General features: G+C 55.5%; 8 protein-coding genes and 1 tRNA gene. 2 read left to right on the plus strand and 7 right to left on the minus strand.

Features of this window, described 5'->3' with window-relative positions; genetic code table 11:
- Positions 1–107: 107 nt before the first annotated feature.
- Positions 108–365, plus strand: a complete 258-nt coding sequence (locus tag HNQ38_RS10545) for a hypothetical protein (RefSeq protein ID WP_183720425.1) — start codon at positions 108–110, stop codon at positions 363–365.
- Positions 366–908: 543 nt separating this feature from the next.
- Here HNQ38_RS10545 and HNQ38_RS10550 read toward each other — a convergent pair.
- The 3 genes from HNQ38_RS10550 to HNQ38_RS10560 form a co-directional block, all read right to left on the minus strand.
- The gene (locus HNQ38_RS10550; protein ID WP_183720428.1) at positions 909–2708 is read right to left on the minus strand and encodes a methyl-accepting chemotaxis protein; all 1800 of its coding nucleotides are present in this window, start codon (positions 2706–2708) and stop codon (positions 909–911) included.
- A gap of 455 nt (positions 2709–3163) precedes the next feature.
- Positions 3164–4933 carry a methyl-accepting chemotaxis protein gene (locus tag HNQ38_RS10555; RefSeq protein WP_183720431.1) on the minus strand — a complete coding sequence of 590 codons (1770 nt, stop codon included), beginning with the start codon at positions 4931–4933 and terminating at the stop codon, positions 3164–3166.
- A gap of 365 nt (positions 4934–5298) precedes the next feature.
- The gene (locus HNQ38_RS10560; RefSeq protein ID WP_183720434.1) at positions 5299–9873 is read right to left on the minus strand and encodes a beta strand repeat-containing protein; all 4575 of its coding nucleotides are present in this window, start codon (positions 9871–9873) and stop codon (positions 5299–5301) included.
- A 1241-nt stretch (positions 9874–11114) separates the two neighbouring features.
- On the opposite strand from HNQ38_RS10560, the gene HNQ38_RS10565 reads away from it, so the two are divergent.
- Entirely contained in the window at positions 11115–11789 is a 675-nt protein-coding gene (locus HNQ38_RS10565) for an outer membrane protein (protein ID WP_183720437.1), read from the plus strand.
- Positions 11790–12142: 353 nt separating this feature from the next.
- On the opposite strand, the gene HNQ38_RS10570 is transcribed toward HNQ38_RS10565, so the two are convergent.
- From HNQ38_RS10570 to HNQ38_RS10585, 4 genes are all read right to left on the minus strand, one after another.
- Positions 12143–12232 (minus strand) — tRNA-Ser (locus tag HNQ38_RS10570).
- A gap of 360 nt (positions 12233–12592) precedes the next feature.
- Positions 12593–12868, minus strand: a complete 276-nt coding sequence (locus HNQ38_RS10575; RefSeq protein WP_022659096.1) for an HU family DNA-binding protein — start codon at positions 12866–12868, stop codon at positions 12593–12595.
- 357 nt (positions 12869–13225) lie between these two features.
- Positions 13226–14104, minus strand: coding sequence for a glutamate racemase (gene murI / locus HNQ38_RS10580; RefSeq protein WP_183720440.1), 879 nt, complete (start codon positions 14102–14104; stop codon positions 13226–13228).
- 45 nt (positions 14105–14149) lie between these two features.
- Complete coding sequence (locus HNQ38_RS10585) at positions 14150–15073, minus strand: sulfite exporter TauE/SafE family protein (RefSeq protein WP_183720443.1); 924 nt, start codon at positions 15071–15073, stop codon at positions 14150–14152.
- Positions 15074–15187: the final 114 nt, after the last annotated feature.

Below are 15187 nucleotides of genomic sequence, written 5' to 3' on the forward strand. Positions count from 1 at the left end.
GCGTTTACGCAAAAAAAGTCAGATCAAGGCCGTACGGGATATTGCATCACCGCATGAAAGGGGCTATAGCGAAAAAAATCCGCTTATTAAAGGCAATAAGACAGCATATGAACAAAAGTTCCCTTACCATCAAAGGATACGTTACGGCGTTGCCCCGCTCTGTGGATGCAAGGCAGGCCAGGGTGGCTGTGGTCCAGGACGACGTGGAATACCGCATCGTACCGCGCGGTGCTGGTGTGGATATGGATGACGAAGTCAGCCTTCCTGTGGAAGTTTCCGGGCTGCTTGAAGAGGTGGACGGCGTGAATTACCTCGTCGTGCGCGGCTACACTGTGCTGGAAGACGATTCCTGGCTTGAAGAATAGAAATCTTTCTTTTCTGTAGTCAGAACGCAGATTAAGGAATTTTTCGGCAGACGTGGCGCATTATGACGGCGTCCCGGCGGCATGCTCCTTTGATCGGCAATCGCAGGTTGTGGTAAATGATATTTGAGGTGGATCGTGCGTAAGCCCGGTCCACCTTTTGCGTTCGGGCGTTTAAACCTTGAGACTGTGTGAAGCCGAAAGGCGCTGCCGTGGAGCCATTGTTTCAGACCAGAAGGTTCTGTCATTTGCCCCACTAACGATAAGGGTTTCAGGGATAGCGGACGTGGGAGATGGGGCGGAAACCCCTTTACAAAAGGGGTGCTCCCCACAAAGCACCGCAACGATGCTCTGGCACGGCCTGAACCAGCAAAATGCCCCTTCTGTCCTGGCAGACAGAGGGGGCATTTTTTTATCCAGCGCAATTGTTTTTATCCAGGGCGGATGAATGTTGTAATACTTCGTATTGCAACGTTGGTATTCAATTGAAAACACAATCTCCGGCAGAATCCACGCATAATGCAGGGCTTAACCGCACCCACGTAATTATTTTTTCATTTCACCAATGAGGTCGCTCAGGCTGTGCGCCTGCCGCGCCAGATCGCTGACAGACCGGGCAGCTTCGTTCATTGCCTGAGCCGTCTGCTGCACCACTTCGTTAACCGAGGTAATGGAGCGGTTGATCTCTTCGCTGGCGGCGGACTGTTGTTCGCTGGCGGCGGCAATGGCGTTGACCTGATCTGCCGTGACCTCGACTGTGGTAACAATTTCACTGAGGGCAAGACCGGACTGGTTGGCAAACTCCGTAGCCTGATTTACCTGCTCCGCAGCGCCTTCCATTGCGGCCATGCTTTTTGCCGTGCTTTCCTGAATGGCCTTGATAGCATTGCCCACGTCGTGCGTGGAGGCCATTGTTTTTTCGGCCAGCTTGCGCACTTCATCGGCCACCACGGCGAAGCCGCGACCGGCTTCACCAGCGCGGGCAGCTTCAATGGCGGCATTGAGGGCCAGCAGGTTGGTCTGGTCCGCAATGTCGGAAATAACGTTCATGATCTTGCTGATGGCCTGGGCCTGATCGTTGAGCTGCCCCATATTTTCCGTAAGACGCAGTGAAACTTCGTGTACCTGGCCTATGCTGTGCACGGCCTGTTCCACAATACGCGCGCCTGCCACGGCCCTTTCGCGTGTTTCGCTTGAAGCTACGGAGGCTTCGGACGCGTTTTGGGCCACGCTCTGCACCGTGGCGTTCATTTCATTCATGGCAGTAGCTGCGTCAGTCAGGCGGCGGGCGGAATCAAGCGCGCCCTTGTCGGACTGCTCGATCTGGGCCGAAAGCTGCGTTGAAGCGGTGCTGACCACATGGGCCACCTGTTCAAGCTTGTCGGCGGCCATAAGCATGGCTGCTGCCTTTGCCTGCGCATCCTTGCCCGCCTGTTCGGCTTCGCCCTGGGCAATTCTGGCTTCGGCTGCGGCTTCGTCAGCCTGACGGCTTTTTTCTGCCGCCTGATTGATAAGCTGCTTCAGGTTGCCGACCATGTCGCGCAGGGCCTGTTCCAGAACAGCCACCTCGTCCTTGCCTGTGGGGGCGATATGCACATCCAGATCGCCCGCGGCCACGGCGCGGGCCTGCCCGGTGATGCCGCTCAGGGGTTTGGTGATGGACGTCACCAGATGGTAGGAAAGGGGTATGACGATGAGCAGCAAAATGGCCAAAAAGCCGCCGCCATAGGTAGTCAGGGTATGTGTGAGCAAACCCTGCATGGTGGTGCGCAGTTTGGTCTCGTCTCTGTCCACGTTGTCTATGTAAACGCCGGTACCAATCCAGTAGGGCGTTCCCGCAACATTTTCAGCATAGCCGAGCTTGAACACGTCGCCAGCACCGGGTTTGGGAAAGATAAAGTCAACAAAGCCCCCGCCTTTGGTTGAGGCCTTATGCAGTTCCGTGACGTAGTGTACGCCCTGTTTGTCTGCTGTGCCGGACAGGTCTTTGCCAATGAGCTGTTTTTGTGTGGGGTGGGCCACACTGATCGTGCCTTCGTAGACATAAAAGTACCCGGAGGAGTCGTCCTCAAAGCGGGATTTTTCAACATAGTCCGTAATGACGCGCAACTGTTCCTGCTTTGGCAGGTCTTTTGTCATGGCGGCCAATCCCAGAGCAGAGGCGTGGGTCACGTCCTTGATGCGCGCACGCTGCGAATCAAGCAGCTGGCTTCTGGCAACAGCGGTTCCCTCGTTGATGACGCCGCTGGTCATAAAAAAGGACAAGATAGCCATACTTATGGTCATGGTTATCATAAGTATGACAAAGCACGTTATGCGTTGCGAAATGCTGATGGCTCTGAGCATGGCGATTCTCCAGGGTGGTCCGGGTGGACGCAGCCGCCTGATGGGACCGGGAAAGACAGCGGGTCTAGTTTGTTTGATCGGGTATTTGGCCGGGGCAAGTCTGCACCGGGCATGCGGTTATCATGTGACAGTTTCAAGGAAAACAGGCGTCACGTCCCCTTGGGCGGCGTGCCGGGAGGCGGGCTGAAAAAAGGGCACAGCAATCCATGCCGCAACGTGGGCGAGTGGGGCCGGACACAAATGGCAGGTGACGCCGCCGTATTGCCCGTATGCGGGAAAACCCCGCACGTATGCGTGGATTGTTGGCTCATGATGCTGGATGGGTGAACAGGCCATACCTGCACAAACGCAGCACTTCGCCGAAAAACCTCAATAATAAGGTAGATCCGGCGGCGCATGGCAGTTGTCTGAAGCCGGGCCTGCCCGGCATTCAGACAACAATTAATCAGAAAGATTTACTGATTGTACTCTTCATTTCGCATCTCTGCAATAAGAGATGTTAGGGTGCGGGTTTGCCGCGCCAAATCGCCAACGGCTTCAGAGGCCTCGTTCATTGCCTGCGCTGTTTGCTGTACGGCCTCGTTGACCGTGGATATGGAGCGGTTGATCTCTTCGCTGGCAACGGACTGCTGTTCACTGGCGGCGGCAATGGCGTTGACCTGATCCGCTGTGCCCTCGACGGTGGTGACTATTTCACCAAGAGCCTGGCCTGACTGGTTGGCGAACCCGGTGGCGTTGTCGACCTGCGCGGCGGCCATATCCATAGCAGCCACACTTTTTGCCGTGCTTTCCTGAATGGCCTTGATGGCGCTACCCACGTCATGCGTTGACGTCATGGTTTTTTCGGCCAGTTTGCGCACCTCGTCTGCCACCACGGCGAAGCCGCGCCCGGCTTCACCAGCACGGGCAGCTTCAATGGCCGCGTTGAGAGCCAGCAGGTTGGTTTGATCTGCAATATCGGAAATGACATTCATGATATTGCTGATGGCCTGGGCCTGCGTGTTGAGCTGGCCCATATTTTCTGTGAGGCGCAGCGAAACCTCGTGCACCTGTCCGATGCTGAGTACGGCCTGTTCCACAATGTGCGCTCCAGCCAAGGCTTTTTCGCGGGTTTCGTGTGACGCTGCGGAGGCCTGGGCCGCATTGTGGGCCACGTTATGCACTGTGGCGTTCATCTGATTCATGGCACTGGCCGCTTCAGCCAGCCGCTGGGCAGAAGCAATCGCGCCCTTGTCGGATTGTTCGATCTGTACCGAGAGCTGGGTGGAAGCTGCGCTGACACCCTGGGCGACCTGCTCAAGTTTATGGGCAGCGGCAAGCATGGCCGCTGTTTTCTTTTTGGCATCTTCTTCAGAAGTTTCAGCCTTGCGTAAGGCTTCCGCCGCCATGTGCGATTGCTCCAGGGCCTTTTCCGATTCCTGGTGGGCCCGTTCGATATGGCTTTTCAGGGCTTCCACCATAGCGACGATGTCGCCGTACACGCCGCGCCGGGAGCCGCCATCATCCATGTGGTAGTCGCCCTTGGCCACACGGCGGGCAATAAGAGCGAGCTGGCCGGGATCCTTGCCAAGCTGCCTGCTGACTGACCGCGTAAGAAGCAGGCAGATGCCCACCGCACAAATGAGGCCCGCTCCGGCAAGAATCAGGGACGTGGCGCGGGCCTGCTCGCCGATGGAGGAAGCGTCGCCCGCCGCCTGCTGGCTGCCGTTGACGCTGCGGCTGAGCAGCTCGCCGTATGCCTCGGCCATTTTTTCAAAAACAGGACGGTACTTGCCGTCAAAGTTGGACACCGCCATGCCCCGGCGGCCGTTGAGTATGCCTTTGACAAGATTTTCGCGTATGTCATCGGCTTCAGTGGACAAGGCGTCGATGCGCTCTATAAGCTCTTTGTCCTGCATGCTGATGCCGTCCGGCAGGGACTGCATGAGAGCAAGAAATCTTTCGCGATTTTCTTGCAAAATCTGCAGGGATTGCTGGATTCTCGCTTCATACTTGCGGATTTCGTCCGCGTAGTTTTGCGACATGATGGCGGCAAGGTCGGCCCGCACGGCATTGATTTGTATGTTCATGCTCTGGACGGTGATAACCGCCGGCAGCCATGTGGTGTCGATTTCATTGACTCTGGAATTCATTGCATCCAGATTTTTGATGGCTACGCCTGAAAGAATGAGAAGTATGGCAATAACAGACAGAAATGACAGCATGAGTTTGACGCCCAGCTTCATTGGCGTTCCCTCCACGATGGCCGGTGTACGACGCGGGGCAAAGCCCTGCATCTGACAAAAAAAGCCCGACAGACCATACTGCGGGCTACATGGCCATTCCGCCTTGCTGCGGAATGTGGGGGGTGCCTTTCCGCTGGTGCCCCGAACCTGACTGGCGACAGGAGGGCGCGGATGGGGTGGAGCGGGCCTGACGCCCGAATCCCTCTAAGCATTACTGTGATCTATGTTTTTTGTAGCAGCCTCTTTGCGTTTTCGCAACTGGCTGTATGGGCGATCTGGTGCTGAAATAACGAAGCCGGGGTTCGTCTGACGAACCCCGGCTTTTTTGCTGGTTATGGAAGTCTGGCCCCCTTGAGCCGGCGTTTTTAGGCGTTTTCTACCATCTGCCGGGCAACTTCGCCAGACACGTCGGCGCTGGGCGCTTCCGGCTCGGCAACTCTGGCCCCAGCATCATCGCCGGAGGAAGCCTGAGACTGCGCGGCGGAGGCCACAGGCAGGGCAGCTTCCTTCAGGGCGGCGGTGTTGGTCAGGTCAATGAGGTCTCTTGCGTCAACTGCATGTTCGCCAGTGGTTTCTTCCGCCGTGGATGCGGGCTGAAGCACGCTGTCCAGACTGTCATCACCTTCGCGCAGAATGTCGTCCATTTCTGCAAGGGACTGCCCGGGGGTGTTGTATCCCTCATGGCTGTCAGAGGCCGCACTTTCAGTGGAGGAAGCGTCCCATATTCCGGTTTCGGAGTAGTTGGCGTTCATCGCATCGTCGTACAGGCTTTCATCCGCATCAAGGAAATCGCTGTCATCATTGGCAAAGAGCAGGGTGGAGTAGGCATCACTGTCAAAGTCGTGGTGCAGCGGGTCAATACCGTCGCCAGAGTCATTGTTGTCAGTGCCGCCGTGCCCAAAGCCGTCGTGGTCCTGGGGAGCATCGAAGGCGGCTGAGAACGATTCCGGTTGCGCGTCCGAAGTGCTGGTGAAGGATACCTTGTCTCCGTCTACCTTACCCAGAAAGCCGGAAAGAATGCCCTGCAGCGTGGCTTCGTCTGCACCTGACCATCCGCCGTCGATCTGGAACTGCACCGAGGTCAGACCCGCGAAGAAGCCGATATCCGTCAGGCCGTTGAGCCAGTCGGCATAGCGGCTTGCGAATTCGTTCATGTCGCTGGCCTGCAAGATCAGGGTAAAGGTGTTGTCCGCATTGGCCACGATATTGAGGCTGCCCTGGGCAACGTTGCCAGCCACCGTCACCGTATTGCCGGAGCCAGAAACCACAATCTTGTTTTCACTGGCTGCATTGCCGTCAGTCTTGATGTTGCCCTGAATGGTTATCTGGCTGCCAGCGCCAAGCGAAATTTCATTCCTGCCGCCGTCATTGGCGCTCAGAGCCGTACCCTGACCGTCCTGCGCAGTGATGTTCACGCTGCTGTTCTGGCCGCCGTTGATGATGTTCAGCGAGCCGCCGCCCTTGGCCCACATGGCAACGGCATTGTTGGCCCCCGCCGCTGTGGCGGTGATGGACACGGTCACCGAACCGTCGCTGTTGATTTCGTTATGGCCGCCGTTCAAGGCAGACATGGCCGTAGCATTATTGGTTGTTCCCGGCGCATAATTGGCCGTCACGTTCACGTTGCCGGAATCGAGGCTGAGGATGTTACTGCTGCTGGCCCCGCTGGCCTGCATGCCGAAGAGTTCGCCTTCAACATCGATGCTGCCGTGCCCGTCTATGGAAACGTCATTGTAGCCAGCGCCTATAACTTCCATGCCCCGGGCGCCTGAGATGTTTATGGTGCCTCCGTCGCTGGCAGTAATCTGGTTGTCGCCAGCGTTGGAAACGAAGAGCCCCGCGCCTTCTGTGGGCGGTCCGGCGGGGCTTGATTCCTGTCTGGCTCCGGAAATGTCGATATTCTTGCCAATGATGTAGTTGGCTCCACCGCTGGTGGCAGACACGCCGTACTGGCCGGAGACATTCACCGTGCCGCCGGGGGCATGAATGCTGTTGGCGGAAAGCGCGCCGTCAGCGGACATGCCGTCCCACTCGCCAGTGACGGTGATGACGTTGCTGCCCTGGCCCACGACTTCGTTACGGCCGCCGCCCGTGGCGTTCATGCCAGTCGCGCCGCCTTCAATGGTGATGGCGGTATCGCCCTGTCCAATGATCTTGTTGCCCACATGAGCGGCCCCGCCAGTGTTGGCGGTGGCGTAGACGGCGCTGGAATCGCCCTTGATGGTGATGCTGCCGCCCGTGCCTGTGACGGTGTTGTTGCCCATGCCAGAGGCATTGAGGCCTGATGAGGAGCCGGAGATGTTCACATCCCTGCCAGTGACTTCATTACTGCCATCGGCTGCCACAATCGCGCTGCCGTTGCTGGCGGTGACAGTAACCGTACCTTGCTCGGCGGTGAGCGTGTTGTTGGAGCTCTGGTTAAAGGCACCAGCGCCGAAGATTTCGCCTTCCACGGTGATATTGCCCTGGCCTTCCACAGACACGTCATTGCTGCCGCCGGAAAGGGCTTCGAGCCCACGGTGCCCCGTGACGGTCACGTTGCCGTCCATTGCGGTGACTTCGTTGATGCTGCCGCCGGAAGCGAAGATGCCAGCCGCGCCGGACATGCCGCCGCCGGGCACGGTTTGGCCCGAAGCGCCCGTGATGTTCACGTTCTTGCCGATGATGTAGTTGGCTCCGTTTCTGATGGCGGAAAGCCCTTCGGCATCCTGCCCCGTGACGTTGACGGTTCCGTCCACAGCCAGAATGCTGTTGGCGGAAAGCGCGCCGTCAGCGGACATGCCGTCCCACTCGCCAGTGACGGTGATGACGTTGTTGCCCTGGCCCACGACTTCGTTACGGCCGCCGCCCGTGGCGTTCATGCCAGTCGCGCCGCCTTCAATGGTGATGGCGGTATCGCCCTGTCCAATGATCTTGTTGCCCACATGAGCGGCCCCGCCAGTGTTGGCGGTGGCGTAGACGGCGCTGGAATCGCCCTTGATGGTGACGCTGCCGCCTGTGCCTGTGACGGTATTGCTGCCCAGGCCAGCGGCATTGAGGCCTGATGAGGAACCAGTGATGTTCACATCCTTGCCAGTGACTTCATTGCTGCCGTCCGCAGCCACAAGCGCGCTGCCGTTGCTGGCGGTAACAGTAACCGCGCCCTGTTCGGCGGTGAGCTTGTTGTTGGAGCTCAGGTTAAAGGCACCAGCGCCGAAAATTTCGCCTTCTACGGTGATATTGCCCTGGCCTTCCACAGACACGTCATTGCTGCCGCCAGAAACGGCCTCGAGCCCACGGTGTCCCGTGACAGTCACGTCGCCGTCCATTGCGGTGACTTCGTTGATGCTGCCTCCGGAAGCGAAGATTCCAGCCGCGCCGGACATGCCGCCGCCGGGCACGGTTTGGCCCGAAGCGCCCGTGATGTTCACGTTCTTGCCAATAACATAGTTGGCTCCGTTGCCAGTGGCGGCCAAACCCTCAACGGATTGGCCCGTAATGTCTATTGTGCCGTGTTGGTTGGAGATATAGTTGGATGATCCGGCCCCGTCAGCATACACGCCTTCATCTTCACCGATGATGGTAAGGGGCTTGTCGCCAGTGTTAATGATGCTGTTCTGACCGCCGTTCTCGGCATAGACGCCCGCGCCGCTGCCCTCCACAAGAATCTGATTGCCGGAAATGGTGTTGCTGCCCTGGCTGGCCGCCACGCCGTGGCCAGAGGTGTTGCTGATGTGGACTTGCCCCTTGCCCATATCTATGGAGTTGGAAGCGTTGCCACCCTCGGCACTCACTCCGTCATGCACGCGCAGGGTGCCGTCATAGGATGTAACGGCAGTTGCACCGCCAGTGTTGATCACGCCCTTGTTCATGAGAATGGTATTGAAGTCGTGCCCCATGTCAGACGGGTTGCCGCTGGCGTGGACGTAACTGCCGCCAATAAGGCTGTCGTTGAGCACAATATCGTTATTCTTGGAGGACGAGGTGATGTGGTAGCTGCCGTTTTGGCCGGAACCTTGGTGGTATTCGCCGATATAGTCCGTGCCAAGGCCGGAAACGGCGCCATACTCTTCGTCATAGTCAGCCGAATTGAAATAGGTGCCCTGCGTGCCCACAACTTCGACCTTATATTCCGAAGTTTGGCCGTTCATGGTCACGGTTACGGTTACAAAGCCGCGCAGGAAGGAGTCGTCGCCTGTCTGTTGCAGCATTTGCAGGCCTTGGGGACTCAGCTTGAAAACCAGCTGACCGTTTTCCACAACAGGGTCAGCAAGCCAGCTGTTGTCCCAGTCAGCCGGAAAAGACCAGGCGACAGCATAGGAACCTGCGGGCGCGCCAGAAAGGTTTACTACGGAACCGTCGGCATTTTTGAAAAATATGGGCGTGGTCACAACATGGTCGGCGCTGTTGGGGCCAGTGTTGTACATGACCGCGCGAACGTCGGCCGCAAAGCTCTGTCCAATGGGCGGCACCGTGGGCGGAGACGTGGGGCCTTCGCCTGAAACGGGACCGGAGTTGTTGACCGCGCCAAGATTCATGAGGGGCGCAGCCAGTTGGCTCTCCATACTGACGGCTGAACCGGGAATGCTCATGTCCAGACCATCCAGGTGGTCTATGCCCGAGGCCAGGTCGGCATTGCCCATTTCGTTGTAGCGGGCGCTGCGTGCTGCTTCGGGGCCAGCAGCCGGGGCAAGGTCAGGGCCAAGGGCCGCAAAAAAGTCAGAACCGGAGAGAATCTGACCGCCAACTTCAAATTCGGGCAGGTTTTCTCCTGTAAAGTCTACGTAAAAATCTTCTATGAGTATGCTGGAGCCGTCGTCAAAAACGAAAACAAGGTTTTCGCCCTGACGTTCAACAGTTGCTTCTTCAAGCACGAAATCCATGCTGATTCTGCTGCCGGGAGCGGCTTTTACTGTGGTGTGCTGTCCAGCCGTGGGGTGAGCAAGTATGATGGTGTTCATGATTTCTCCTGCATACGGCCATACGTGGTTGCGCTGGCGGTATGATCCAAAATATCTGGGGCTGCGTGGCGGTTATGGCAGTGCGTGGCTTTTTGTCCCGGGGCTGCCTGCTCCAGCCAAGCCGCGTGGTCGCGGTTTGCTGTGCGTTGGTATGCCTTCAGGTACAAGATGTACTGCTGCAAAAACGCCGTGCGGCGAAGTAGTGGCTTTGGGAGGGGGAACAGGGATAAGGCTGTTCCGTGTTCCAGGCCGATGCCCCTTTCAGGTACGGCCCGACTCGGATTTCTGTGCAGATCCCGAGCATTGATGCTTTGGGCAAGGTCGTGGGGCACCTTGCGTAAGCAGGGCAGCGAATGCATAACCACATGCTTACATGCAGTAAATTGACACGTTACGGGGTATTGTCAATGGTATTGCGAGTAATTCTTAATAAGAGGGCCTATATTACCATACTAACCAGCTAAAGTGCTTAATGTTTTATTTTTAAAATACTTTGTCAGGTGAATATATTGGTATCTATATTAACAGTGATCGGAACTAAATTCCCCAATATGGTCTTCTGTACCTGCATGATTTTATTTATATGCACCTTGGTAGCTTGGAATAGTTATACCTATTATGATATTTTGAATGATATTTAAAATCTGCAGCCATAAAACATGTTTATTGTATGCTCTATTGCTGATTATCAAGTTTTTTAGCAGCATAGTGTGTGTTAGGGGATGCTGCAAACGTGTTTTGAATAATTTTTAAGCCCAATGATGCCTGAAAGCAGTATGTACTATGCGGTTTATTGGGTTGCCGTATTGTTATGTACAATATAAATCTTCAATAATTGTTTGCTCAGTAGCAAATCCACGTGGGCGACGTTACTATCGGGTTTTCAAACAACGGGCACCCGTTGCGTTGATTGAGCGCGTATCGTTCACATGTCCGGGCGTGAATTGCCTTGCGTTGCTTCTTATAAAATTTAAATAAAACAGAGTGTTATTGTGTTTTTGGCGTAATTGTGTAACTATGCACACTACCATTGTATGGGTGTTTTGCATAAAGCAATTCTAAGTTGTGCGATAAAAGGAAGGGGTTAGGTGTTTTTGCTGCGAGTTTTCTTCATTAATTTCTTATTAATCAGATATAGTAGTTGAACTAAAGAATGCCAGAGTGTACTTTTTTCAAAAGTCTAGGCTATATTGCAAGATGAGTGGTCAGATGTGTAGTAATTTAAAAAGATTGGAGGGAACATGTTTAAACGCGTTTTTCTCGCCACGTTGTTGTCATTGGCGCTTTCTGTTTCTGCCTTTGCGGCAGATAATGGCTTCTATATGGGCCTGAAATTTATTGATTCCATCCAGAGCACGGGCGATATTTCCAGGGGGGGAGAAGCCAACACTGTCGATATAAACAGTTACTCGCAGAACACCATTGGTGGTGGAGCTTTTGTCGGATTTGACTTTTTCCCCATGTATCAAGTTCCAGTTCGCGCTGAAATTGAGTACGCCATTCGCACCAATAGCGAGACTGAATGGGACTCCAAGTACGATCGTGATGCTACTCTCAAGGGGCAGTGGAACCTGCAGACCCTGTTCTTGAATGCGTACTGGGATTTCCGTAATGATACGGCCTTCACGCCGTATATTGGAGCTGGTGTTGGCATGGGCTTCATTCAGAGCAAATACAAGGCGGAAATCGCAGGTTTCGGTAGCGATAGCTTTACCGAAACAAACACTGTCTTTGCCTGGAACGCAGGCGCGGGCGTAGCCTATGCCATTACCGACAACCTGTCCGCTGACCTGGCGTACCGTTTCGTGGGCCTTGGCTATCATGAAAATGAAAAGACCGTGGACAATGAAAAGTTCAAGGTCGGCATGGCCCCGTATGCCAATGAATTCAGCCTGGGCATTCGTTACACGTTCTAAAATCGGTTTTTCTGACAGTCCTGACAGGGCCGCCTTTTGGCGGCCCTGTTTTTTGTATGTAGGAAATTCCCGGGCTAGCAACCTTTTGGAGAAAATCGGCACTGACGCTCTGATTGTCACTGTAGTAGCGACGCTCAGTATAACATTTGGATGCGGCAAACTGAGCTTGCCTGCGTCAGCTTGGCGCAATGTCGTACGGGAAAGAGTGGGTGGGCTTTCAATGCGGGGTGCTTGAATTCAGGCTGCTGGCGCAGGGGGAATCTGTGGGTATATGAGGAGAGATCGTTGGCTGACGGGCACAAAAAAATCAGCTCACGTTCATAGAGTGAACGTGAGCTGATTTAATAACATTATGGCGGAGGGGGAGGGATTTGAACCCCCGGAAGGCTCACACCTTCAACGGTTTTCAAGACCGCCGCGATCAACCGCTCTGCCACCCCTCCGCAGGGTGCGCGCGTTGGCGTTGCACAAGCTAGTAATGTATTCTGCGCTGAAATTCAAGGGCGGGGCGTCACAGTAACCTGAATATTGCGCTCGTGCGCCACGGCAGCCACACAATAGTCTGTTTTCAGGCGGCATTTGCCGTACCCGTTCGAATGCGTTCGCATGCCGCCACCCGTGTTGTGCCTCGCTTTGCGCCGCCGGATGGTGCTATGCCTGACGGTGCCTTGGTGGATGGGACCTACCCGATGGGACTCTGGCGGGTGGGCATCTGAAAAATGGGCGCTGCGGCATAAATAAAAAAGACGGCGCGTTCTCCTAGTAGTGGGAGAACGCGCCGCAAAAACTCTATGAAGCCATATTTATTTGATGGCGTCCTTCAGGCCCTTGCCGGGCGTGAATTTGGCAACCTTGCTGGCCGGAATGGTGATTTCCTTGCCAGTGCGGGGGTTGCGACCCTTGCGGGCGGCGCGTTCCACAACCTTGAAGCTACCGAAACCGGTGAAGGTTACGGATTCGCCAGAGGCCAGGGCTTCACGCAGGGAGGCCACAACGGCGTCAAGGGCTTCTTCAGCCTTGGCCTTGGTGGGCAGGCCGGCTTTGGCATGGATTTTTTCAACGAGCTCAGCTTTAGTCATGATGCTTCTCCATAAAGGATTTCGGTTTGTTCCCTGATTGGTGCCATATCGGACCAGACACGGCGGTATGGCCGGAGGGCGGTGGCCCGACGGGCCGATCTCGCATGGGATAGTCGCTGCTATGCCAACCCGACACAGCGCGCCATGGGGGATTTCGAACGATGACGTTTTATTGCGCCGTCAGACTGTTGTTTCATTACGTTAGCGATGTTTTTCTGTCAACGAAAAAGCTTGAAACGCGCGCCGCTCAAGCTTTTTGACCTTGCGTGTCCCCAAAAAGACATATCTGCAAGGGCTATGGCTACGCTTGAATTGCTTGGATAGTCCTGTGAAATAGCTGAAAATAAAAACCAATTATTAAAGATCTACCAAAGTTACTTCGCCGTCGGCCATGTCCCGCCCCAAAAACAGGCTGCCAGTGCGGATAAAGCGGGCAACGTGGTCTGTTGTCAAAAAAAGGCTTTTCCCGTGACGATCTTTTTTTGTTGCATTGTCGGCAAGCTGATCTTCGGGGTGCAGCAGGTGCAGACGGGCCAGTTCTTCAGCCACAAATTCCGCAGTGGTCGCAGCGGAGTCTACAATGTTTACCTCCGGCCCTACAACCTCGCGCAACGCTCCCTGAAGCAGGGGATAGTGCGTGCAGCCAAGCAGCATTGTGTCGGGCAGCGTGGCGTCAGTCCCCTGATTTTCACCTTCGGGCGCGTCAAAAAAACCTTCAAGGTAGCGGCGGGCAATGCCTTCCACAATGGGGCCGTTCATCCAGCCTTCTTCGGCCAGGGGCACAAAGAGGTTGCAGGCGCGTACCAGCACAGTGGCTTCGGGGCGAATGTGCGCAATGGCCTGCTGGTAGGCTCCGCCGTTAATGGTGGCCTCTGTGGCCAGCACGACAATGCGTCCGTTGCGGCTGGCAGCGGCTGCGGCCTGAGCGCCGGGTTCCACCACTCCCAAAACGGGCAGGGGGGCAAAGTGTTCGCGCAAAACGGGCAAAGCTGCCGCCGTAGCTGTATTGCAGGCCACTACCAGCATTTTTACGCCCATATCAACCAGCTTTTGCGCGGCCTTGAGCGTATAGCGAATAATGGTGTCGCGGCCCTTGGTGCCGTAGGGCAGCCGGGCTGTGTCGCCGAGATAGAGCAGGTCTTCGCCGGGCAAACGCTGCGCCAGAGCCTTGAGAACGGTGAGGCCGCCCATGCCGGAATCGAAAAGGCCAATGGGCAGCCGGGAATTCGAATTCATGCTGTATCCTTTGAATGGGCCGCCCCAAACAAAGAAAGGCAGCCGCTAGAAACCTTGGCCCAGATACCGTATGGCTGTAAAGAGCAAAATGGCCGCCAAAAGGCACTTTAATGCCGTGGCGGGAACATATTTCTGGCAACGTGCGCCCAAATACATGCCGCACATGCCGCCCAGCCCAACCAGTATGCCCATGCGCCAGTCGGGGGCCACGGCCATGCCGGGATAAAAGGGGGCCAGCATAAAATAAAAGCTTACCCCCGCCACCGAAGTTAAAAAGGTGGCAAAAAGCGTTGCTCCGGCCACGGCATAAACCGGAAGCGCAAAAAAAGAAACCAGAAAAGGCGCCATAATAGCGCCGCCGCCAATACCGTAAATGCCGCCAACAAGGCCCACAACCAAGCTGAGCAGCGCCAGTCGGTGGGTTGAAACCCTGTGCTCTTTTTCCTGAAAAACAAAAACCAGAGATCGTGTGTTCCACTCCAACACATGGCAGCAGCTCATAGCAGTCTGACGGCAAGTGGAATCTTTATCCGTAGCGGCTTGAGGGTGCATGTTTTCGGCCTTGTTGCGCCGGGCTTTCCATGTGGTGATTGCCATGCGGCCGCCAACATACAGTAGCACAAGGCCAGCGAAAATTTTAAAGTCTGACGGGTCGGGCAGCCAGTTGATGCGAATAAGTGCCCCCAGAAAAACCCCCGGCAATGTGCCTGCGGCCACGGTAAGCGTCAGGGGCCAGACCAGCCGGCCTTCGCGCCAGTAGCGCCAGACACCGGGCGGACAGGCCAGCACGTTAAAAAACTGGTTGGTGGCACTGACGCTGGGGTTCACATAGCCCAGCACGCTCATATGGAAGGGAAGCAGAAGAAAAGCGCCAGAGATGCCGCCCATAGACGTAAAAAAAGATATGCCCAGGGCCACGCCAAAGGGAAGCAAAGGATTGCATTCAATGCCAGCAGTGGGGAAATACATGATTGCCTCCACATTTTGTCAAAATCAAATTACTAAAAAACTATAAAAAACAGTGTAATAAACTTTGTGTTCTTCACGGTTTTAATAATAACCGTGATTTTTGCTTTTGTCACT

The organism is Desulfovibrio intestinalis (genome assembly GCF_014202345.1).
GTDB lineage: Bacteria > Desulfobacterota > Desulfovibrionia > Desulfovibrionales > Desulfovibrionaceae > Desulfovibrio > Desulfovibrio intestinalis.

What these genes read in the sequence shown, in the direction of transcription:
- HNQ38_RS10545 (WP_183720425.1), top strand. Translation starts at nt 108, where the DNA reads ATGAACAAAAGTTCCCTTACCATCAAAGGATACGTTACGGCGTTGCCC.
- HNQ38_RS10550 (WP_183720428.1), bottom strand. Translation starts at nt 2,708, where the DNA reads ATGCTCAGAGCCATCAGCATTTCGCAACGCATAACGTGCTTTGTCATA.
- HNQ38_RS10555 (WP_183720431.1), bottom strand. Translation starts at nt 4,933, where the DNA reads ATGAAGCTGGGCGTCAAACTCATGCTGTCATTTCTGTCTGTTATTGCC.
- HNQ38_RS10560 (WP_183720434.1), bottom strand. Translation starts at nt 9,873, where the DNA reads ATGAACACCATCATACTTGCTCACCCCACGGCTGGACAGCACACCACA.
- HNQ38_RS10565 (WP_183720437.1), top strand. Translation starts at nt 11,115, where the DNA reads ATGTTTAAACGCGTTTTTCTCGCCACGTTGTTGTCATTGGCGCTTTCT.
- HNQ38_RS10575 (WP_022659096.1), bottom strand. Translation starts at nt 12,868, where the DNA reads ATGACTAAAGCTGAGCTCGTTGAAAAAATCCATGCCAAAGCCGGCCTG.
- murI (WP_183720440.1), bottom strand. Translation starts at nt 14,104, where the DNA reads ATGAATTCGAATTCCCGGCTGCCCATTGGCCTTTTCGATTCCGGCATG.
- HNQ38_RS10585 (WP_183720443.1), bottom strand. Translation starts at nt 15,073, where the DNA reads ATGTATTTCCCCACTGCTGGCATTGAATGCAATCCTTTGCTTCCCTTT.